Origin of the sequence: Flavobacterium frigoris PS1 (genome assembly GCF_000252125.1) — a bacterium.
GTDB classification, from domain to species: domain Bacteria; phylum Bacteroidota; class Bacteroidia; order Flavobacteriales; family Flavobacteriaceae; genus Flavobacterium; species Flavobacterium frigoris_A.
In genome coordinates, this window is record NZ_AHKF01000006.1 from 15,907 (window position 1) to 38,877 (window position 22,971).

General features: G+C 35.6%; 21 protein-coding genes. 2 read left to right on the plus strand and 19 right to left on the minus strand.

The genetic code is table 11. From position 1 onward, the window contains the following. Positions 1–13: 13 nt before the first annotated feature. Positions 14–877 carry a glycoside hydrolase family 25 protein gene (locus HJ01_RS01240; RefSeq protein WP_007136432.1) on the minus strand — a complete coding sequence of 288 codons (864 nt, stop codon included), beginning with the start codon at positions 875–877 and terminating at the stop codon, positions 14–16. Further along, positions 858–1,583 (minus strand): CDP-alcohol phosphatidyltransferase family protein, encoded by a 726-nt coding sequence (locus tag HJ01_RS01245; protein ID WP_007136433.1) that lies wholly within the window; start codon positions 1,581–1,583, stop codon positions 858–860. The genes HJ01_RS01240 and HJ01_RS01245 overlap by 20 nt, the downstream gene beginning before the upstream one ends. A gap of 275 nt (positions 1,584–1,858) precedes the next feature. Between HJ01_RS01245 and HJ01_RS01250 the strand changes: the two genes are divergently transcribed. After that, positions 1,859–2,845 (plus strand): PorV/PorQ family protein, encoded by a 987-nt coding sequence (locus HJ01_RS01250; protein ID WP_007136434.1) that lies wholly within the window; start codon positions 1,859–1,861, stop codon positions 2,843–2,845. A gap of 23 nt (positions 2,846–2,868) precedes the next feature. Further along, positions 2,869–4,023 carry a DUF4105 domain-containing protein gene (locus HJ01_RS01255; RefSeq protein ID WP_007136435.1) on the plus strand — a complete coding sequence of 385 codons (1,155 nt, stop codon included), beginning with the start codon at positions 2,869–2,871 and terminating at the stop codon, positions 4,021–4,023. Positions 4,024–5,026: 1,003 nt separating this feature from the next. Here the strand turns inward: HJ01_RS01255 and HJ01_RS01260 are convergent. The 17 genes from HJ01_RS01260 to HJ01_RS01340 form a co-directional block, all read right to left on the minus strand. Then, the gene (locus HJ01_RS01260; protein WP_040473576.1) at positions 5,027–6,421 is read right to left on the minus strand and encodes a sugar transferase; all 1,395 of its coding nucleotides are present in this window, start codon (positions 6,419–6,421) and stop codon (positions 5,027–5,029) included. Positions 6,422–6,639: 218 nt separating this feature from the next. Further along, entirely contained in the window at positions 6,640–7,983 is a 1,344-nt protein-coding gene (locus HJ01_RS01265) for an O-antigen ligase family protein (RefSeq protein WP_007136437.1), read from the minus strand. 19 nt (positions 7,984–8,002) lie between these two features. Next, positions 8,003–9,160, minus strand: coding sequence for a glycosyltransferase (locus HJ01_RS01270; RefSeq protein WP_007136438.1), 1,158 nt, complete (start codon positions 9,158–9,160; stop codon positions 8,003–8,005). A gap of 128 nt (positions 9,161–9,288) precedes the next feature. Further along, entirely contained in the window at positions 9,289–10,410 is a 1,122-nt protein-coding gene (locus tag HJ01_RS01275; protein WP_007136439.1) for a glycosyltransferase, read from the minus strand. After that, positions 10,410–10,967: a serine O-acetyltransferase gene (locus tag HJ01_RS01280; RefSeq protein WP_007136440.1), complete on the minus strand. Its 558-nt coding sequence runs from the start codon at positions 10,965–10,967 to the stop codon at positions 10,410–10,412. The genes HJ01_RS01275 and HJ01_RS01280 overlap by 1 nt, the downstream gene beginning before the upstream one ends. A 272-nt stretch (positions 10,968–11,239) precedes the next feature. Further along, positions 11,240–12,388, minus strand: a complete 1,149-nt coding sequence (locus tag HJ01_RS01285) for a glycosyltransferase family 4 protein (protein ID WP_007136442.1) — start codon at positions 12,386–12,388, stop codon at positions 11,240–11,242. Continuing rightward, complete coding sequence (locus HJ01_RS17060; protein ID WP_050855199.1) at positions 12,370–13,764, minus strand: hypothetical protein; 1,395 nt, start codon at positions 13,762–13,764, stop codon at positions 12,370–12,372. Before HJ01_RS17060 ends, HJ01_RS01285 begins: the two co-directional genes overlap by 19 nt. Positions 13,765–13,781: 17 nt before the next feature. Continuing rightward, entirely contained in the window at positions 13,782–15,008 is a 1,227-nt protein-coding gene (locus HJ01_RS01295; RefSeq protein ID WP_138984263.1) for a hypothetical protein, read from the minus strand. After that, positions 14,998–16,113, minus strand: a complete 1,116-nt coding sequence (gene rffA, locus HJ01_RS01300; RefSeq protein WP_040473577.1) for a dTDP-4-amino-4,6-dideoxygalactose transaminase — start codon at positions 16,111–16,113, stop codon at positions 14,998–15,000. Before rffA ends, HJ01_RS01295 begins: the two co-directional genes overlap by 11 nt. After that, entirely contained in the window at positions 16,110–16,796 is a 687-nt protein-coding gene (locus HJ01_RS01305; protein ID WP_007136446.1) for a GNAT family N-acetyltransferase, read from the minus strand. Before HJ01_RS01305 ends, rffA begins: the two co-directional genes overlap by 4 nt. Further along, entirely contained in the window at positions 16,793–17,725 is a 933-nt protein-coding gene (locus tag HJ01_RS01310) for a glycosyltransferase family 2 protein (RefSeq protein ID WP_007136447.1), read from the minus strand. The genes HJ01_RS01305 and HJ01_RS01310 overlap by 4 nt, the downstream gene beginning before the upstream one ends. Beyond that, positions 17,725–18,414 carry a cytidylyltransferase domain-containing protein gene (locus HJ01_RS01315; protein ID WP_007136448.1) on the minus strand — a complete coding sequence of 230 codons (690 nt, stop codon included), beginning with the start codon at positions 18,412–18,414 and terminating at the stop codon, positions 17,725–17,727. The genes HJ01_RS01310 and HJ01_RS01315 overlap by 1 nt, the downstream gene beginning before the upstream one ends. Further along, positions 18,415–19,572 carry a UDP-N-acetylglucosamine 2-epimerase gene (gene neuC, locus HJ01_RS01320; protein ID WP_007136449.1) on the minus strand — a complete coding sequence of 386 codons (1,158 nt, stop codon included), beginning with the start codon at positions 19,570–19,572 and terminating at the stop codon, positions 18,415–18,417. A gap of 191 nt (positions 19,573–19,763) precedes the next feature. Continuing rightward, positions 19,764–20,057 (minus strand): GIY-YIG nuclease family protein, encoded by a 294-nt coding sequence (locus HJ01_RS01325; RefSeq protein ID WP_040473578.1) that lies wholly within the window; start codon positions 20,055–20,057, stop codon positions 19,764–19,766. A 252-nt stretch (positions 20,058–20,309) separates the two neighbouring features. Next, positions 20,310–21,317, minus strand: a complete 1,008-nt coding sequence (locus tag HJ01_RS01330) for an N-acetylneuraminate synthase family protein (protein WP_007136451.1) — start codon at positions 21,315–21,317, stop codon at positions 20,310–20,312. Beyond that, positions 21,307–21,963, minus strand: a complete 657-nt coding sequence (locus tag HJ01_RS17065) for a CatB-related O-acetyltransferase (RefSeq protein WP_050855200.1) — start codon at positions 21,961–21,963, stop codon at positions 21,307–21,309. The genes HJ01_RS01330 and HJ01_RS17065 overlap by 11 nt, the downstream gene beginning before the upstream one ends. Beyond that, positions 21,944–22,963, minus strand: a complete 1,020-nt coding sequence (locus tag HJ01_RS01340; RefSeq protein WP_007136453.1) for a glycosyltransferase family 2 protein — start codon at positions 22,961–22,963, stop codon at positions 21,944–21,946. Before HJ01_RS01340 ends, HJ01_RS17065 begins: the two co-directional genes overlap by 20 nt. Positions 22,964–22,971: the final 8 nt, after the last annotated feature.

Sequence of the window (22,971 nt, forward strand, 5' to 3'; positions counted from 1 at the left end):
CACTGATCACTAACTACTCAACCGTAATATAACGTAACTGTTGTAAATCACCATTGTAAATATTGACATCCACATTGCCTTTAATTCCATTGACAGATGCTTTTTCCGTAAATTGCCAGAATAACCATTGCTCATCAATTTCCTCTCGGTAAAAATTATAATTGGCAATCCAAAAAAGATAATCACTGAACTCTTCTTTCAGAAAATCGTCGTAATACCTCTCTCCGGTATAAATGATGGGCTTTACTTTATAATGCTCCTCCACTCTTTTTAGCCATCTCTTTAGTCCAATTTTTAATCGTTCCACAGATTGTTTCTCAGGCAATTTTTCAATGTCCAAAACTGGAGGTAAATCGCCCTTGCTTAAAGTAACCGTCTTAATAAAAAGTTCCGCCTGTTCCAGTGAATTTTCGTTGGGGCGATAATAGTGATAGGCTCCCCTTAAAAGTTTGTTTTTTTTGGCGCCAAGCCAATTTTCCTTAAATTGAGTATCCAGTCTATCATCACCAACTGTTGCGCGAATGAATACGAAATGAACGGGATATTTATTTTCTAAAGTATCAACTTCAGCCCAGCTGATCCTTCCTTGGTACTCAGACACATCTAGTCCTATTGCCTTTCCTTCGTGTTTGTCTAAAACTTGGTAATTACGAACATCTGAAATACGCTTGTCTTCGGCCTGCTGTTGTAAAACATGATTTGATTTGAAACTAAAATAATAGGCAAGACCATTTCGATAATGATAACCCAGTCCCAAAAAAAGAAGTGCAAAAAAAGCAAGTATATTGAACCGTAATACTTTACCAGAAAAAAAAGAAGCTTTCTTTTTAGTTCTACGTCTTACAGCAGGCTTTCTTTTAACGCTTTTTCTTCTCATCCAATAAATATTTATTGCTTACTATTGATAGCAACACATAACTAATGATCACCAATGGAATCCCAGCATATTGGAAAAAAAGTAACAACAAGAAAGAAAACGACAAAAACACAATCTGAAGTGCATTATGCTTAAGACTAAACTTTTTGACCTTCAAAGAAAACAACGGAATCTCAGCATTTAAAATGTATGCGCTAAAAAGTGTAATGGCTAATAAAACCCATTGATTTGTCAGGACTTCCAAAATAAATAAGGAATCAGAATATTTTAACACCAGAGGCAAACTCAATATAAACAAAGCGTTAGCGGGTGTAGGCAAACCAATAAAAGAATTGGTCTGACGCGTATCGATATTAAACACAGCTAAACGATAACAGGACCCCATAGTAATAATAAATCCCAAGTACGGCAATATTGGACTGGCAGAAATCTCATGCTGGCTATTGGAAAGCAGAAAAAACATCACATATCCAGGCACTAGCCCACTGGTAACCATATCAGCCAAAGAATCCAATTGCAAACCCAGAGGACCGGAGACTTTCAATAATCGGGCAAAAAAACCATCAAAAAAATCTAAAAATATTCCAAGACATACAAAATAAAAAGCCATTTCAAAATCTGATTTAGAGACAAAGACCATCGCAATGCATCCACATAGAAGATTCAGTAATGTTATTGAATTAGGGATATGTTTTTTAATGTTCATTGCAAATCAAATTTTAAGTCTTAGCTGACAAATTTAATATAATAAGTGAATGCAACAGCCGTTTTTCATAGAGATTATTAACAGCTCTTTTCCCATTGTCATTTATTTACTGCTAGACCGAAGGAAGCTCAGTAAAAAATTATATTTTTGATAAAAATTAAACAGCTCTCAAGCTTGTAAAAACAATACGATTGAAAAAAGTTCAATTCTTAATATTTCTTTTGATTTGCTCCTTAAATTATGGGCAAACCGTTAGAAAGTATTCCAATGAATTCATGAATATTGGTGTCGATGCGGCGGCCTTGGGCATGGCAAACACAGTTGTAGCCTCTAGTAACGATGTCAATTCGGGTTACTGGAATCCAGCTGGTCTAACACAACTGGAAGACCATCAGATTTCTTTAATGCACGCCAATTACTTTGCTAATATCGCGCAGTACGACTATATCGCATACGCAAGCCCTATAGACGACCGAAGTGCGTGGGGAATTTCTTTAATCCGTTTTGGAGTCGATGACATCCTCAATACAACGGAATTGATCGATAGCCAGGGTAATATTGACTACAATAGGATCAGCCTTTTTTCTACTGCTGACTATGGCTTTACTTTTTCTTATGCCCGAAAATTAGCCGTTCCAGGATTTCAATATGGTGTCAATGCCAAACTAATCAGACGTATTATAGGTAAGTTTGCTAATTCTTGGGGATTTGGTTTTGATGTGGGATTACAATTCGAAAAAAACGACTGGCAATTTGGATTGATGGTTCGCGATATCACTACCACCTATAATGTGTGGAATATAGACGAGCAGGAATATCAAAAAATTGCTGATGCAGTACCCGGACAAAATCAAGAACTACCCGAAAGCACAGAGATAACCGCTCCCAAAGCCCAATTGGGGCTTTCTAAAAAGTTCATCATTCGGTATGACTATAGTCTTTTGGCTGCAGCCAATGTCAATATGCGATTTACCAAAACCAATGATTTGATTTCGACTGATTTTGTTAGCGTTGATCCGGCCGTTGGTCTCGAATTTGGATATACTGATTTAGTTTTTGTTCGCGCTGGTGTAGGTAATTTTCAAAACATACAGCAATTGGATAGTACCGAAAAAATAGGCTTTCAACCCAATATTGGTTTGGGATTTAAATACAAAGGCATTCAAGTGGATTACGCTTTGACCGATTTAGGCAATCAAAGCGCAGCTGTATATTCCAATATTTTTTCGGTAAAAGTAGATTTATCCCTATTTAGAAACTGATTTTACTCTTTAATAAAATAAAAATGAACATTTCCGTTTTAAAAAAAATAATCCTAGTTGCCATTTTCCTATCCAGTGCGAATATAGGCTTTGGACAAAACCCCATATTGTCAGAAAACGCAAAGGTTAGTGTATTGACTTGTGGTACTGGTAACGAATCCTATTCGCTGTTTGGACATACCGCAATCCGAATCACCGATCCAGATCATTTTATCGATCTCGTTTATAATTATGGTGCTTTTGATTTTAATACGCCAAATTTCGTTGCAAAATTCACAAAAGGAGACCTACAATATTTTGCTGTAGCCCATCCTTTTACTGACTTTATGAATGAATATAACTATGAAAAAAGATCGGTATATGAGCAGGAACTAACTATGCCGTATGCTCTTAAACAAAAACTATTTCAGAACCTCAACACCTCCTTGGCATCTGGGGAAAGCCATTACACCTATAAATTTATCGACAAGAACTGTACGTCTATGGTGGTGGACATCATTAACAAAACCTTAGATACTGTCGCCATAGTAAAAAACACCGATACCAATGTCACATATAGAACGATCCTGTATCCCTATTTTGACAATCATTTTTACGAAAAACTGGGAACCAGCATTATTTTTGGAAAAAAAGTAGATCAACTGGGAATAAAGATTTTTTTACCGTTTGAGTTACAAAAAAGTTTAAAAAAAGTACAATACAACAACCAGCTATTGGCAAAAGAAAACAAGACCTTACTCGAGTTCAACGAAACCCCTCCGATTTCTTGGTGGAACAATTGCTATTCCTACCTGCTTTTACTAGGCGCTATTGTTCTTGCAAACAGAAAGTTCAGCAACCAGCTCTATCTTCTGATTATGGGATTGTTAGGTTTGTTCTTTTTGGCAGTCGGATTCTATTCAAGCCATCTGGAATTGGGATACAATTACAACGTACTGTTATTTAATCCAGTCGCGCTAGCTTTGTTATATTTCTGTTTCATAAAGAACAAGAAATGGGTGTATGCACTGTCTTTATTTAATCTGGCTGCATTGGTCGTCTACTTACTTATTCTAATCAACAAAGCGCATCTTTTGATTGTGCTACCTTTGATTTTAACGAGCGGAATTGTATTAGTGAGATTGGTAATCGGAAGCAAACGAACATCGATCACCGTTGACCGTTGCTCGTTAACCTAACCTTCCATCGCTTATAGTCCATCGTTTACGTTTTTTCGAACGAACATCTGACATCCATTAACGTCAATCAAAACTCGTGTCCCGACCACCGTTTACACCATTTTTCCAACGAAAATCGAAAAACGGGCAACGAAAATCGAGAGATTCTTTCCAAAGAAAAACTTACTTCTCAAAACCAACAATAGCTGAACACTGAATACTGCTTCCTGAACACTGAACACTCCTACTCACCACTGCTCATACCGCCCTTAAATAAAAAGCATAGTAAAACGATGAAGAAGTAAAGCGGCAGCAGTCCACGAGCTGAGGACGAAGGACGAACGGCTTGGGCTGCGGAGCGGTACTTCAAGGTAGTTTTCAAGCTTTTAATTTTCAGGCTTGATCTTTTGTTTCTTTTACATCAAGGTAAAAGAAAAGAACCTCTTCAAAGAAAAACTTACTCCTCAAAACGAACAATAACTGAACACTACTTCCTGAGCACTAAATACTCCCAACCCGCCCTTAATTAAAAAACACAGCAAAACAACATTTGAAATTAAAAGGAGGACTGCCAGTGGCAGTCAGGTAGCAGCAGTCCGCGAGTTAAGGACGAAGGACGAACGGCTTGGGCTGCGGAGCGGCACTTCAAGCTAGTTTTCAAGCTTTTGTCCCGATAACTATCGGGATCAGGCTTGATCTTTTGTTTCTTTTGCATCAAGGTAAAAGAAAAAGATATCTTAATAAAAAAATCACGTTAATTAAAAACAATTCCGATCTACCAGAATTATCTGCTCTTTATTCTGTGATCTTTCCTTTGTCGAGACTCCCAATTTTTAGTTCCCTTTAGGGTGGGGACAAAAGGAAAATAGCAATACTTTATCCTACAAGTTCTAATTTTCGGCTCCCTTTAGGGCTGGGGTAAAACGAAAATTTCACATTCATTTATAACTCATAACTAAAAATTGAACACTCCTTTAGATTTGTATTTATACAATTATTACATTTAAGTAAAGAATAAAGTATCCTACTGTCCCCTATAAAACAAAACGGTAGTGATAGTTTTTAGCGCAATATTCAAATCCAGATAGAAACTCCTATGCTTGATGTAATAGAGATCGTATTGCAGTTTAATTAGGCTGTCATCTATTGTCTCGCCATATGCATAATTCACCTGAGCCCAACCGGTCAGTCCCGGTTTAATCACGTGTCTCGTCTCATAGAAAGGCATAAGTCCCCTAATTTCCTTAACAAAATGGGGCCGTTCGGGCCGTGGACCAATAACTGCCATCTCTCCTTTAAGAATATTGATAAACTGTGGGATTTCATCTATTCTTGATTTCCTTAAAAATTTACCAAAACTAGTTATCCTGGAATCATTGATTGTGGCAAAAACGGCACCGTTTGACTCTGCATTTTTGACCATCGTACGGAATTTCAAAATATGGAATACCACACCATCTTTTCCTGTTCGCTCTTGGGTATAAAACAATTTCCCCTTATTTCCCAAAGCATTTCCTAATAGTATCAATGGCGACAATAAAACCCCGATAACCAATCCTATGGAAGAAAAGCCAATTTCAAAAAAACGTACTACCGATAAATACAATTTATTTTGGTTACTTCTGCTAAACGGAAAAAAACTATAGAAATCCCTTGCCATATGTTGAACTGGAATCCGCTGAGTCTTACTTTCATACACTTGTGTATATTCCCTAATGATTTTACCAGATTCTAAAAGTTGAAGTAACTGTTGGTATAATCCAGAAGTAATTCCTTGGGTATTTTTTGACGCGATTACAATTTCGGAAACACCATTTTCCTTTACAAAAGAAGTCAAATCATCCCTCTTAATATGTGGTACATAATGGTAACCTGAAAGCGCATCGTTCTCAACAGGATCTGCGCTAACGTAAGCAATAATTTTGTAATGGGGATCTATATTTTCCAAACCTAGAACCAATTCTTCTAGCTGCTCCTTTTCACAAATCAATACCGCATTTTGAAGAAAACGATTAGACGCCAAAAACTTAACATAAAAAAGCCTCCATAAGATCAAAGCCACGAATACGACCACATAAAAAGCCAGAATCTGAAGCCGATTTTTAGGCAATTCTGGTGAAAAAATGGGAGTCAGTAAATACACCAAAACAACGGTGGAAACGGTAAGTAGTGTACTTTTTAAAACTTGAAATTCATTACTGGCTACCTGCAGATTGTACATCTCGAAAATCGCTCCAAAAACATTAATGTAAATAGCCAAAACAAGTAGCAAATAAACATTAGAAACCGACGCTTTCAAATAACTTAATTCGAGTCCATTACCTATCAAGTATAAGGCTGCCAAAACAAAAAAAACATCAAACAGCCGAAGAATCATTTTTCGTTCTGAGATTTCAAAATGTATTTTTTTTTTGGACATCTTATGTTTCGTGGTTATCTGCGCAATTTAGTCCTTTTGAGCTCATATCATTCTAAAAAATATTAAATATTTTAAGAAGATTCTTTTTTTTAAAAGATCTAATCTCTGTAGTAGTGGAGAAATAGCTATCAATGGTCTTCTACACTCATTACTGAACACTGATTACTAAAAACTAACCACTGAAATCTGAAATCTGAAATCTGAAATCAGAACACTCGTCACTGATCACTCACTTTCCTATTCGTACCCAACTGTACATTCAATAAAGACAACGAATACACAAAGGCAGGAACCGCAGTTCGCATTGCCGCATGGTTTATTGTTAAAAACCAAAAAGCGACAAAGCACAACAAATACATATTGAAACTGTTTTCCAGATACAAAATTAACGGAGTAAAAAAGAGAATCATTAACCCCAAAATACCAAAGCTACCGTGCTCGGCCAACATCCGAGTAATTTCATCATGTGAAGCAATCAAAATCCCTGTTTCTGATTCTCTTATTTCTAATCCCTTTGCAACTCCAACTCCAAAAACAGGATTTTCTAAAAACATATTAATTTCAGTTTTGGCTACATCTTCCCTTCCTGTAAACCGGCTTTCCTTTGCTCTTCCAGCAGCATCTTGGTTAGCATAACGCTTATTAATCAACCCTCCTGTCTGGAAGGAGGCATAACCCCAAATTGCCATCATAGTCAGACCAATAATGACAATAACATAGTTCAACTTCACTTTACCTCGATAATTCATTTTAAAATAAAGAAAAAGTAATAACAAGACAATCATCAAAAATCCGGTAATCATACCACCGCGGGAAAAAGTGACCATTCCCCGATAGCTAATGTTGAAAACTATGATCAAATTTAGAACCACCAAAAACTTAGACCTTGATTCTAAAATAATTCGGGAAAAAAAAATAAACATTCCCAACCCTAAAAAAGTGGCTACCTGATTGGGACCAAAACCACCGGAAGTTTCAAAATTAGACCCCGTTCCTGTAATCACATCTTTTATGTTCGGAGTATACAAACTGAGGTAAACCATACAACTTATTATAGGTAGCCCCATACTGAGAAGCATGTTATTCACCTGCTCCAAAGCTATTTTACGCTTATAGGTATATATGGAGGCAACCGCCAGACAGACTGGTCCAGATATATTAAAGGCAATTGTCGTCCTGATATTGGTATCATAATTCAAAACAAAGGTTGATAGGATGACACCAGGCACTAACAGCAGCAAGAAAAACCAATAAGGCGTCGCCCCTTTTGAAAATCCACTAAAATACATCCCAAAAAGCACAAAAATTATCACTGCGTATTTCGAAAACTCATAACTAATGTTTCCGCCGGTCATCCTCAGTAGCACTTCACTACCTACGATATAAGCTGCCACTATCAAGGCTTCATGATTTCTGTTTTGGGTCTTTATCACGAAATAGCCCCCCAGTATAAAAATAGAGTAACCATATAGCTTTGCAGCAAATGGGGCTAAATAAATAACAAACCCAATAAACACATGGAATAGGACTAAATAGAGATAATTTAATTCTTCTTTTTTCATGTATAATAGTTTTAATCTTTTAAAGTATCTGTTTGTAACAGGACAACAAAAAAGCTATAATTTTATCTTTAGAATAATTATTTGAAACTGATTTATGCAATTCCAAAGCAATTTCATCTCTTAACTGCTTATCCATAATTATTTTGAGAATTTGATTCTGTATTTGTAGGTTATCTGAAGGATCAAATAACAAACCACCAACATTGTCTTGGATAATCTCAGAGCAATATCCAACATTAGTTGACACTACCGGTAATTTTGCTAATCCATATTCCAATATGGTTACTGGAAAACCTTCTGCACTTGAAGCTAAAATTCCAATTGTAGCTTGTCTTAAAATATGTTGAATATCATTTTTTGACCCATAAATGAAAACAGAACTATCCAAATTATTTTCCTTAATAAAATCTTTCAAGACACTTGAATAATGGTCCTTATAATCTTTGCCAATTAAATGCATTGACCAACCTAAATTACTTAATTTCAAATTTTTGAAAGCGCTTAATATTGCAAAATGATTTTTCGGTCTTTTTAAATTTGCCAAACAAACAATACGCCTTTCATCATTACCTCTTAAAAAAGTTGTTTCATTCTGTTTTGCATCAAATATTGCGAAATTGGGAATAAAATACACTGTAGATGGAAATAAATTTCTCTTTACCCAAACTTCTAGGTGATGGTTTACTACAAAAATAGAAGAAAAAAAAATAGAAGAAAAAAATAACACTACATTATCTATTCTGGATTGAGTTTCTCTTGCCCCGTAATGCTCATGCCATATAATTTTAATTCGCGGATATATTAATTTTAGTAAAACAGCTATAAAAAATGAAGTGCCATGTGCGTGAACTATATTTATTTTATGTTTGCAAACAAATGACCGTAATCTGAAAATTGATTTTAAATCAACTGTATGTTTTTTATTCAAAAACATATAGGAAACTTTCTCATCCAATTGTTTTTTCAAAACACCTTCCTTCCTTGTCGCTACCAAAGCCGACATGGGAATATTCTCCGATAAGGCATTAGCATAGTTTACTGCCATACGCTCGGCACCACCAGCTTCTAAACTATCTATTAATTGAAGTATACGCATTTCTTGTTTTATCATTTTGTATTTCTTCGCTGGTGCAACGAAATCTTTTTTTATATTAATTTTAGTAAAAAAATTAGTCATTAAACGACGTTGGGTCTTAGATGCTAATAGTAATAAAAAACAACTGAAAACATTAAAATATTGGCTTAAAAAAACAACACACACCCTGAAAAACAACAAGATAGCAGTTTTAACTGCTAAGTCTTGGTTTATTCCTGAAGCAGAAACTGCTTTATTTGCTGTTCAAAAACATCAACGGTATACTTTCTAGACCAAGTCAAGGCTCCTTTACTTGCGGAGGTAAAAGCAGATTGATTTTGCAACAGCAATTCTATTTGTTTTAAATCCTTATCTAAATCCATTTCCAATAGAATTCCTCTTTTCCCATAATTTAGCATAAATGGCACACAGGACACCCGTGTTGCTAATGGAAAACATCCCCAAAACATTCCCTCAGCAATAGCTTTGGGCCAACCTTCACTTATAGAAGCTAAGATTACAAAATGACTTTCTTGGTAGGCTTTTTTTAGGACTTCTTGATTTTGATTACCTTTTAATATTATGTTACTTTCTAGATTGTTTTTTAAAACATATTTTTGTAACGATTCTTTTTCTACCCCTTCTCCATATAGACATAGCGATACTTGATGACCTTTTTTAATTAATACTTCTACCAATTGAATGGCATATAATGGATTCTTTCCTTTCACTAATGTGCCAACAAAAATAAATTGTAGTTTCGAATTAAACTCTTTTACTTCAAATTGTGATTTATCTTCTTCTTTGTAAGTGGCCGTAAAAAAAGACCTTATGTTTTTAGATTGATTGGGCCATTCACCATAGACCAAAACCTGCATCTTTCTGGTCAAAAATGTATTGTTTAAAATCAATTTTTGTAAACGGTAACTCCAAGGTTGTTTACTTTGAGGATCCCAATTTCCGGCATACTTAGCTGTTTTAGGTGTATTAGGGAAAAATATTTGAACAAAACACCCCAATAATCCTATATTTCCTGGACAACGTATATGAATATGATCTGCCTGACGCATGGCTTTGCCAATTCTTATACTATTAATAATAACTGCATACAGCGCTTTGAATCCCTGACCGACTGACTTGATGTCGAATGATATCAAGCTAATTACTTTTGTGGTTTCAAACGGAATGGTTTGTACTAAAACCCCCCTGTCAGTTTTCCAAATAGGACAACAAAACTGAATGGAATCGGCATGCCTAGCCCAAATCTCAATTTCCTTAACATACGGGCCGTAGGCCTTCCACTGGTTCTCGGAGGGGATTAAAGGAGCCGATGATAGAATTAGTAATTTCATTAGATGTAGCCCTCCGATCCTTTATCTGAAATAAACAATGCGGGCACTCCCAGCATTATGCTATGGGCTGCAACATCGGTAGTGACCAGTGAACCGGCGCCAATCAACACATTATTACCAATAGTTATTTTTCCAGCGACAATAGCATTCGCTCCGATATAGACATAATCCCCAATTACTGGAACTCCTCTACTGTTTGCAACTCCCGAAACTCCGATTGTGGTCCCTTGCGAGATATTACAGTTATTTCCAATAACCGCTTTTCCATTCAGAATAATACCCCCAAAATGTCCTATGTAAAACGAATGTCCGATTTGGACCGAAGCAGGTATCGAAATGCCCGTGGTAATTTCTATTATTTTTTGCCAGAATAAACACAAAAGCAAAAAAACTTGCCTTATCAGAGGAATACGTACCTTCCTGTAAATTGCATTGGCGATACGATATTGCAGTAATGCCCAAAACCCCTGGGTAAAAAACACAATGGCGACGAAATGACCTCCGTATTTTTTATATTTTTTATAGTCTGAGGCAATCAGTTGGAAAACAGTCATCATTCAAGCAACATTTATAGTGTGGTAAATATAGTATTTCTTGCTAGAAATGCCTCTTCGTTGGTGCATTTAATGCGTAACGCTATGCCAAGCATAAATCGGAAACCAATTGTATGTGCTGCTAATCGATTTTTTCAGGTCGTCAACGCAACGCAGTATGTTTTGCATAATAGTGCATTTACCACTTTGAATCTTGTAGAGGTTCTTTGACGGTTGGTTATTGGATGGCAAGATGTTCTAGATATGATTTTAAAACGGAGTTTTTCTTTTGTTTTTTAACTCTTTATGATCTGCTCATAAAAGCAGATGTTTTCTTGAACTAAAACTTCAAGATCGAAGCGTTCCAAAATAGCTTTTCCGGCTTCCACACCCATTTGTTGCGCTTCTTGTTTGTGTTCTAACATCCAAATAATTTTAGCGGCAATGTCTCTTGGACTATGTGGGTTGCATAACAATCCTGTTTTACCGTCGATGATAATTTCGGGGCCTGGGCCTTTGTTGGTAAAAACAACCGCTTTTTGCATCGCCATAGCTTCAGGTGCTACCAATCCCAATGTCTCCATATGAGAAGGAAAAACACAGACTTCGGCTTGTGCATATATTGAAGGAATCTCTGTAAAGGGAATTGCTCCATTAAAATGAAGGTCTTTGGCTATTACTCCTAATAGCGGTAACTCTTTGTCTTTTAGCATTTGCATATAAGAACTCCCATCCGGGAAAAGCCAATCTCTGCCGTAGATTTCTAATGTCGCTTTGGGAAATTGTTTTTTGATTAATGGAAAAGCCTGTATTAACTGTCGTACTCCTTTTTTCTCGCATACGGTTCCTGCAAAAACAATTTGGCCTTCTTTTTCATTACCAAGTACGGGGGTAAAAAGCTTTGTGTTTATCGGATTGTTAATATAGACCACTGGCTTGTTAAGGTAGCTTAAATAGGTTTCGGTATGGCTTTTTACATAACGAGAAATTGCTATAAATGCATCCGATTTTTGAAAGGAACGTTTTTCCTGAAACCCTTTCCAGCGATTGATCCCTCTCTTTTCTGCTTCGGCAAAAAAATGATGTCCGCCATGCAGTCTGATTACATAGTTGATGTTTTTTATTTTATTGATAAATGCCAATCCTAATTCCGGCGATTCTACTATGTTTATGGGGTACTTTTTGTTTAATGACGCTATTGTTGCATTAATCATAGTGGAATTAAAGAACCATGCCAACCCTCTCAACTTGCTTCTTTTAAGACGGTACACTTTTACCCCCTCAAGCATTTGTATTTCTTCATTTGGCGTATAATTGAGTCCAATTACCGAAACTTTTACGCCTGATTTCACCAAGGCTTCTGCCAATGTTTTTACAAAACTTCCCAAGCCGCCATGTGGAAAACCTTCTTTTGGGTATTCATTGGTTAGGAGACAGATGTGCATGCTGTGATTATTTTATTAATTTTATTTGAAGCGTTATCATACTCTGCTAAAATAGCTGACTTCCATTGGTCCATAGCTGGTGAAAAAGTGCCGCTTTTGAGTAATTTTGAAATTTCTTCCCTCTTATTCCACCAAATTACGCACTCTCTATTGGGCATACTCCTAAAATGTTGTAGTTGATAAATTGTTTTGACCGACCAATTGGAATTTACTTTATTTTGCTGGTCATAGTTAATATAAATACAGGGTTTTTGGAACATCGCAAAATCAAAAGCCATAGTGGAGCCAACATTGACCACCACATCACTGTAATAGGCTGTGGACACTAAAAGCGAAACATCTTCCGGCAAAGGATAAATAGTGGTCCAACTGCTGTTGGCTTTAAAATTCCACAACGGCGGCGCTTGCTTGATGAGTTCCTGGTATTTTGCCACTACCGGTTCAAATCTTCCTGAAACATCGACCGGGCAACGTCTCAGCAGTATTTGATATTCTGCTGCAAGTCCACTTTTCATCAATTCCGATGCTAAATCTTCTAAATATTGAGAATCATTTGGAGATGTCTTTACATCATCACCTGAAAAACAAATGATTTTTTTATTGATATCTAAGTCATATCGCTTATAAAACACTTCTTTTGGGATTATCTTTTCAGCTTGCTGGTAGCACTCAAATTGCGGGGTTCCCGTTATAAAAATTTGCTTTTCTTCTATTTCTGGATAATACAAATTCAATTCTTCTTTCATGTATTGGGACCAAACCAAATATTGATCTGCCTGCAGTGCCATCCTCGCTTTAGGCAGGTTATCCCACGAATAAATGACCGTGCTTGTCTTGATTCCTAGGTCTTTTGCTGCTGCAAAAACTGTAGCACATTGCACGCCTCGTTGATGGGAGCAAAAAATTTGAGTAGGTTGAATTTGGTTTAGTAAAACTGTTATTTCCTTGAAAAAAGAATTCCCTCGTATGGCTTTTTGGTACTTTTTTTCTAGTTTACTTATTTGCGTGTATTGGGTTATTGCTTTTACATAAAATGCTATTGTTTTGTAGAATAATTTATTTTTAACCGTTTTATGTTCCGTTTTCCAATTAGACAAAATAATAGGATTGTCCACTAATTTGGCGTTATGTTTCAATCGCGCCAAACAAATCAATTCGCGGAAAAATTTTTCCTTCACCGACTCCTTGTAATTGGGGATACTGAATGCTTCTTCAATTTTTGTGATGTTTTGTACAGCTACTGCCGCTGGGGCATCAAAGGCATGGAATAAAACCAAGTCCTTTTCGACCCCTTGAAACACATCCGAATATAAATAGTTCCGGATTCCTACTCCATCGGGGAAAAGCAATAAAATTTTATCTTTTTGAATTGTCAATTTACGCAAAATTTAGTTTAAAGATTAAATAATCCCATTTTGTTTATGATATTGAAACTCCCGTAAATACTCATGATAACTAAAACACCATAATTTAAAATCATAAAACGATCTGGAATCAATTCCCTTTTTTGCAAGTTAGCATAATAAACAATACTCAATATAAAAACCGGTCCCAGCCATCTTAATTCAACGAACGAAATGATGATCAGTGAGAATATTGTCATCATCATAATTAACGAGATAGGAATTAACATTGTGGTATTCATTTTTCTTGCACGGTAAACATCTTTAGCCAAAAACCAAAAAGGAAATAAGAGCATAAATGCCAATTGCCTAAATCCGAAAATAATGCAAAAGTAAAAATCTTTAAAGAATTCCTCAATCGTCAATCCAATATCAAAAAACAAGCCTCCTAAAATCCCCTTAGGCAATGATTTTTCGCCATACTTACTCAAATAAGCATCTGTTTCTTCCCAAGAAGGATGGTTATAATTTGCCAATTCTCCTATATTCACTTTCAATTGGGCAAGATATTGCCGTTGCGCCCAAGTCGCCTTTGCTGAGGCTGGAGGCGCTTTTAAATCGTAAGAAATTTTACCATTGGCAATAAATGAAGGGATATTAAGAACTAAAAACAAAAGCAGCAGACTTAACGGAACTCTTAATATTGCAAATCCTTTCTCTTTATAAATGACATAAAAACAAAAGATAATTACCGGACTGTATACAATTACCAACTCTCTTGTAAAAAAAGCGATAATTAATGCCGAAAATGCCAAAGTGCCCTTCCAATTTTTTTCTTTTTGCAAATTATTTACTTCGTTGATAAAAATAATTAAACCCACAAAAAAAAGTGTGTCATTTGTGCCTAAATAGAAATAACCTGCCGTACTTATAAAGAAAAGTAAATAGCCGTAAAATGAACCCGAAAAATTGTTTTTTTGTTTGTAAAAATAAAAGAATAATATTGCTAAAAGCAATATATTAACCAACCGAAGCGCCAGATAATTTTTCATAAACTGTGACAACGGATATGCTATTGCCATAAAAGGTATTGAAATACCTTTTTTAATTGCAGCAATCCAACCTTCGTTATTTATCAATTCTAAATCTGATATAAATAAGCTTTCATCCCCACCTCCAAAGGGCTTTTTTAAAAAATAAAAGACCGCAATCATACTATATAATACTGTACAGCAAATAAATATAGTTTTTACATGCTTTAATATTTTACTCTCCATAATTCACTATTTTATCTACAACAGCCGCAACATTCAACTCATAATACATGGGTAACCGAACCAATCTGGCAGTAAAGTTATCACTATTTACCAAGATTCTTCCATCATGTTTTTCTAAATAATAAGGACTGGAATGTAAACTGATGTAATGAAAAACAGCTAAAATATCATGACTTTTTAAATGCTCAATAATTTGTGCACGTTGTGCCTGCGATCCGCAAACCAAATAAAACATATGGGCATTGTTTGTTGCATCAATTGGAATTATCATTGTTTTTATATGACGCTGTGCAGCCCAGCCTTTTAAATGCTTATTATAATAACGCCAATGTTCCAATCTCTTTTCTTGAATTTTTTCCAAATTTTCAATTTGCGCCCAAAGAAAAGCCGCGGTTATTTCGGAAGGCAAAAAAGAAGAGCCTGTATCTACCCAACCATATTTATTGACTTCTCCCCTAAAAAATTCAGCCCTGTTAGTTCCTTTTTCCCAAATAATTTCTGCTCTATTACAGAATCTTTCGTCATTAATGGTGAGCATCCCACCCTCTCCAGCAATAATGTTTTTAGTTTCGTGAAAAGAAAAAGCGGCCAAATGACCAATAGAACCCAATGGTTTTCCTTTGTAGTAAGCATCGATAGCTTGTGCTGCATCTTCAATGACAATTAAATTGTATTGTGTTGCTAATTGCATAATCATATCCATATCACAGGCAATGCCCGCGTAATGTACCGGCACAATGGCTTTTGTTTTAGGCGTGATCAACGCTTCAATTTTACTTACATCTATATTGGGATTATCTTCATAAGAATCAGCAAAAACAATTTTAGCGCCTTGACGAACAAATGCCAAAGCAGTTGAAACAAAAGTAAAACTAGGAATTATCACTTCATCTCCCGGTTGAATGTTCGCTAAAATGGCGCACATTTCCAATGCGTCAGTGCACGAGGTGGTTAACAATACCTTTTTAAAACCATATTTTTCTTCATAAAAGGCTTGGCATTTTTGAGTAAACATGCCATTTCCTGAAATTTTACCTGACTTTACGGCTTCCTCAATGTATAGCGTTTCCTTGCCTGTTAAATAGGGTTTGTTAAATGGAATCATAGCCTCCAATAATGTTTAATGATTGTTTTCTCAATTATATTGTATCCTAATTTTGTATAAAATCCACAAGCCTGTTCATTTTGTAATTGGGTCGGAATTCTTAACTCTTTAACAAACGTATTGGCTAGCTCATTTTCTACTGCTTTTAAAAGTGCACTTCCAATTCCTTTTCCCTGATGGGTTACACAAACAGCTATTAAACAGATAGTTGCGTAATTTTTAAAAATTTTGTAGGTAATAAATCCTAAAATGGCGCTATTATCTTTGTATACTAGAATCGCATCTGCATATTCTTTACTAAAAGAATTATCAACCCACCTTTTATATAGTGCTTCAAATTCATGTTTTTGAAAATTATTATCTAATTTAAATCTACTAAACTTACCACTTTCATAAGCCAACTTATAAATTTGCTCTCTATTTATATCTGTATCGAAAGCTGAAAAAATAAAACCCTTTAAGAGATTGTTGCTTTTTGAGATACTTTTAGAAAAAACAACTTTTGTATCGGCATAGGCCTCCTTAAAACCCTTAGCTTCAAAGTGTTCGTTTTCAATTTGTTTGACATATATTAAATCAAGGCCCTCAAAATCTAAAAGAATTCCAATTTCTTCTTCTATCTCAATTACTCCAATTTTCTTATTAAAAAAATTTGAATCCCATTCTAATACTTTAACTTTCATCTTATTTCATCAATAATAAAAACAGGTCTATTCTTTGTCTGATCAAATATTTTTCCAACATAAATTCCAGTTACGCCAGTAGTTGTAATAATAATACCCGACAAAAACCATATAGAGACAATAATGGAACTATATCCCAAAACATCTATTTGATTGGTTAGCGTTAAATAAATATTATACAATCCAAACATAAATGATATTGCAGAAATCATCAATCCAAACTTAACAAAAAGCTTTAAAGGTTTATTGGAAAACGAAATTATTGAATTAAAAGCAAGACTTACCAATTTGATATAATTATAACTTGAGTTTCCCTCTTCTCTTTTTGCGTGTTCCACGATTATAGAAGTTGAATTGTACCCTACAAATTTAATGAATAAGGGGAAAAATTTAATAGAATCAGAAATTTCTAAAATTGATTTAATTACTTTGTTATGGTAAATACCAAAATTAGCGATTTCGTTATCATAATTAGTATCCGTAAAATAACCATATATTTTAGAAAAAATAAAGGAAGATGTTTTTTTAAAAAAACCATCTTGTCTATTTTTCCTTTTGGCCAAAACCACATCAAATCCTTCCTTGGCTTTGTTAAATAACTTCACTACTTCTTTAGGCTGGTCCTGTAAATCACAATCCATCACCACAATCCATTCTCCTTTTGCCATAGACAAACCCGCCATAATTGTTGGATGTTGTCCAAAGTTTCTGCTCAACCTAACACTCTTAACTTCTGAAAATTTGTTTGCTATCGCTTTCATCTTTTCCCAGCTTTTATCAGGACTTCTATCATCGACCAAAATAATTTCATAAGGCTGGTTGATCGTAATCATAACCTTTTGAATTTCAACCACAAGTTTATCTACTATTTTTTCTGCCATATACACCGGGCTAACAAACGAAATAACAGGATTTATTTCTTCCATCATTAATAATTTTTTAATAAATTCTCTGCATTAATCCAATCATCAGCAGTATCTATATTTACATAGAAATTTGGATTACTTTCAATGTAACTTAACTTCTGTCCATACAAAGAGCCTTTCTTTATTGTTTCAATTTTTGTTATATATATGGAACCATCCCTATGAAATGCTTTTGGCAATTCTTGTCTTCTTGTAATTAATTCATTCTCTCCCGTTGCAATTTTTAAAAAACCTTTGTCATTAGTTTCAAATGTCCAATGTGGGTTGAACTCATGCGGCACGGGCAAAACACTCACTAGCGCGTCTGCATTACTTAACATAAATTGCTGAATGGCTGCGTCTATACCCCCCCCTTCACGAAAAGGGCTGGTAGGCTGCAACAAACAAACCGCGTCAAATACCTCTCCTTTTTCTTCATAAAACCCAAGGGCATGCTGCACTACTGCTAATGATGCAGTATCATCCTCTGCTAATTCAGGCGGGCGCTGAAATGGAACCTCTGCTTTCCATTGTTGGGCTATTTCCATTATCTCTAAACTATCAGTAGAAACTATCACTGTCGTGAGCAATGCACTTTGTAATGCACTTTCAATAGTATAGGCAATAAGCGGCTTCCCTCCCAATACTTTGATGTTTTTTCCCGGAACACCTTTGGTACCGCCGCGCGCAGGGATTATCGCTAAAATTCTCATCTAATACATAATGGTTTTATGGAATTGTAAGGGCAATTGTCTTAACAATTCCGCTATTTGATGACCTGATTTCCCATCACCATAAAGGGAGGAAGAACCTGATTTTCCAGTTTGTATTGCTTGCAAAACAGCTTCTTCTATTTGCTGCTGAGAATATTCGACATCTACACTATTGCCACCCCGGTCCCTCTTGTTTTGTCGGGAGCCGATATTGACTACCGGAACACCCAAATAGGCGCATTCCCGGATGCCAACACTTGAATTGCCTATCAGACAATCGCTATGCTGCAACAGATGCAAAAAATCGACACCCTCCATATTTTTAAAAAAATGAACATTGGGTAGCTCATGATGTTCCCTGAATGCCCGAATTCCGGTGGAAGTTCCATCGGCTCCTGCATCCACATTCGGCCAAAACCAAAGGGTGGGTTTATTTAATTTGTAAATGGCTTCCAGCGTAACTTCAATATGTTTACGGGAATCCTGATATTCTATGGTTACGGGATGCTGCATGACTACTAAATACCCCTTCTCCAAATCGGGTTGTGCCCCAACCCCTCCATATTTTTCATACGGATTAAAAGGAAGCATTTTACTGAGCAACACTTCTTCAGCTAAATCGATAGACGGGCAGCCCGTATTAAAAACCATTTTAGGGTCTTCACCCAATTTAATCACCCGCTGCTGCGCACTTGCTGAGGCTACAAAATGATAATCGGCTAATTTGGTAATGGCATGACGCACTTTCTCATCAATATTACCCGTTACTTCGCCGCCCTGAATGTGCGCCAAAGGAATATTCATATAGGAAGCCGCAATTGCCGTGGCCATGGTTTCAAATCGATCGGCTACAGTGACCACAATATCGGGTTTTAAATTATCAAATACGGTAGACAACTCCAAAATACCTATACCGGTAGTTTTGGCAGCAGCCGTTAAATTTTCTCCTTCCAATACATTAAACACGCGTGCCGCAATAGCAAAACCATCTTTTTCAATATAATTTATCGCCGACCCATAGCGATCCAACAAGGCAGATGCGGCAACCACCAATTGCAATTCCAAATCAGGATGATTTTGAATCGCGGATAAAACTGTTTTTACACGACTATAAGAAGGACGTGCAGTAATGACAACGGTTATTTTTCTTTTTGGCATTTTTTACTTTTATTCTTGGGTTTAAAAGTAGACAAAAAAAAGGGGAAAATGGGAAAAGTTTAAACAAGCAAAAAGTATCGATACTTTTTGGCCTGTAATTTTCATACCGCCAGTTCGAGTGATTTTTAAAGTTAATAAATGCTTTCTTTTTAAAAAGCAAATACACTGGCTTTAAAAATTGTATCGAGAACCTACTTATCAAATCTCTTCTTTGCCAAATTAACTAAAGCATCAAAATCTTCTTTTATCAATGCTTCTTTTTTTGCTTTAGACCACTTCTTGATTTGCTTTTCTTTTTCAATTGCCAAATTTACATCTGTAAACTCACAATAAAAAGCTAATAGTAGTGGGCGCCTGCTTGCAGTATAACAATCAGGATAGAATCCAGTTTTATGCTTAAAAGTTCTGCTCTCCAAATTACTTGTAACTCCTATACAATAAGTGTCATCAGAACATTTTAATATATAAACATAGGATTGCTTCATATTTTATTCTTTTAAATCGTTACAAAACTCACTCCGTTCGAGTATTTTTTAACCGAATACCCACTTTCTAAAAACGAAATACGCTGGCTTTAAAAATTGTATCAAGATCACCTGTGCAATTAAAACTTCTCGATACATTTTTGGCTTTTTGAACTCTCTATTTTTAAAACAGGACTATTCAAGCCAAAAACACTCGAAGGGACGACTCGATACACCCTATTCTATATTGGTTTTCAAACAATCAATAATTCATTATACCCAGTCCTCCTCATTTAAAAAATCCCATTGCTTTAAATCCCTTTTTAGAGTCTTACCTAAAACAGTTTCAAACCGCAAAGCATCCGTTCCATAACCCTTGGGCTTTTTTGTTTCAAGATCATCAAATGTTATTACGTGCCCTTTGGGTAAATCCTTATTCACTGCCAGTGATTTCTCAAAAATGGCTTTTAGCGCAATATACTGATTGTTTTTATTTTTATCCATTGGATGCTGTAAAGCATTGTAAATAGCATTGGCAGCAATTACCAATTCAGAAACTTCAGATAGTGTTAACGACGATTTACTATCAGGTCCAAACATACTCCGATCAAAAACTACATGAAACTCCAGTACTTCAGCTCCTAAAGCGACAGCAGCGATACCGGCAGCAATTGTAGCCGAATGATCTGAAAATCCAACTGTAACATTATAGCGTTCTTTCAATTCACGGATGACATTATATCCATAATTCTCGGGTTGCGTAGGATAGGCTGTCGTGCATTGCAATAGGGAAAACGAGACGTTTCTGCCTTTTAAAAAATGTACGGTGGCATCCAATTCAGCATAACTGCTCATCCCGGAAGATAAAATTATGGGTTTGCCAGTTTTGGATATTTTTTCCAACAGCAGTAGGTTTGTAACTTCGCCCGAACCAATTTTATACTGCTGTACCCCTATTTCCTCTAACCAATCTACTGCTAAGTTACTAAAGGGGGAACAGATAAAATCCAGCCCAACTTCATCACAATGCTTTTTGATACCGTGCCATTGTTCCAAAGTAAACCCCATTCGTTTCCAATAGTCAAAACGGGTTTTATCGGCAAAAGAGAACTGCACCCGAAAAGGTTCGCGTTCGCTGCTTTCTGCTTCGGCAATGTGCATCTGAAATTTGATAGCCTGAACGCCTGTGGAAGCAACAGCATCGATATAGGAATGTAAAATTCCTAAGCTGCCTTCATGGGCTTGGCCAATTTCTGCTATTAAATAAGGTTTAATGGTCATAAATACTTTCTTTGTTTTCAAAGTTCTTAAAAAACAATGGTTTAATTTTCTCTAATTCTGCTTCCGACAAATCCCACCATTTAAGCGCTTCTATTTCCTGAACAATTTTTTCAGAGAATCTATTTTTAACAATTTTGGCAGGAACACCGGCAACCATGCCATAAGCGGGCACGTCTTTTGTTACCACAGAACCCGCTGCTAAGATGGCTCCGTTCCCAACAGTAACCTTTCCAACAATCATTACATTATGCCCAATCCACACATCATGACCAATTATTACTTTTTTGGTTTCCTTCAATTTTTTTAATTCACCATTGAACAAATTATTATTGATGTAGGTGGTTAGATAATTTGTAGGATGATTGGATGCGTGTATTGCCACATCCGAACCAATTTGACAATATTTACCAATCGCAATATCTCCATGAAAAAAGTTGTTATATCCTAAAGTTGTTGCGTATCCAATAATTACAGTACCCGAAAAATTGCATCGATCAGGTACTGCATTTTTACCTTCAAAGTTAACATTTTTCAGCCCTCTGGAGAAACCGGAAAGCCTAACCTCATTTTTTACCTCAACTGAATTTAAAAAATAAAGAAGTGTTTTTTTTATAAGAATTCTCATGCTAATACTTATTTGCTTCATTTTTAGTTAATCCTTTATATTTTAAAAACAGCTTCCAAATCGGTTTTCTTGAAAATAATTTTGCTAAAATAAAACTTTGTAAGGCTATCTTAAACTTAGCGTCTATTTTTTTCCTTAAAATAGGCAGGGTATTATTTATTTCCAAGTTTAATTTAAGGGCATCAACTTGAACTTTCATCCAAGATTCTTTAATATTTCCCATATGAAAAGCGTAATTATCTTGGGTGGACAATCTCCAATATCCCTGATCAAAAACAGGTTTGTCCAAAATTTCGTCTTCACTATTTCCTCCTAAACCATAATTTGAATTTCGTTGTTTTAAATTTTCGAAAATAGCCCCTCTATATGTGGTTACGAAATGACCTGCCCCAATCACCGCTTTTACATTTCCTTTTGAAATTGTCAGGTATTTTTTTAAGTGGCATTCATTATATAATTCTTGGTTATCAACACTGCGGGCAAAAGCTTTCATTGCTTCGGGATTTAAAACTTCAGTAAAACACAAGTGTTTTGACAATCCTTTTTCAAATAATACATTTGAAGTATAATGGCGCAGCATTTTAGAGCTGGGAGTTGGTGAAACCGCACCTGTCTTGGGAAATCTTTCGAAAATAATATAGGTTTCATTTTGCCAATCATTTAAAAACAACACATCTGCATCTGAAATAGTTATTAAAGGAAATTGATGACCAATCAATCCTTTTAAAATGGCGTTTAATTTACCAATATTTGTGGTGTGGATCAGTTCGTGAATTTTATTTTCTTCATACAGTTGGTTTAAATAGTCCTCAATCTTAGTACAACTTCCATTATTAACTATTGTAAAATAGGTTTTGCCATGGCTAGTTTTAAAAAGGGAATTTAAACAATATTGCAAAATAGTAAAACTGTCTTTGAAATAACCTTCTTCATTGGCGATATAAACAGGTAGAATCACCTGATGAAAAAAATCGGTACTTTCAATTATTTTATCTTTATTTGGATTGAAACCTATTCTCATGAATTAAA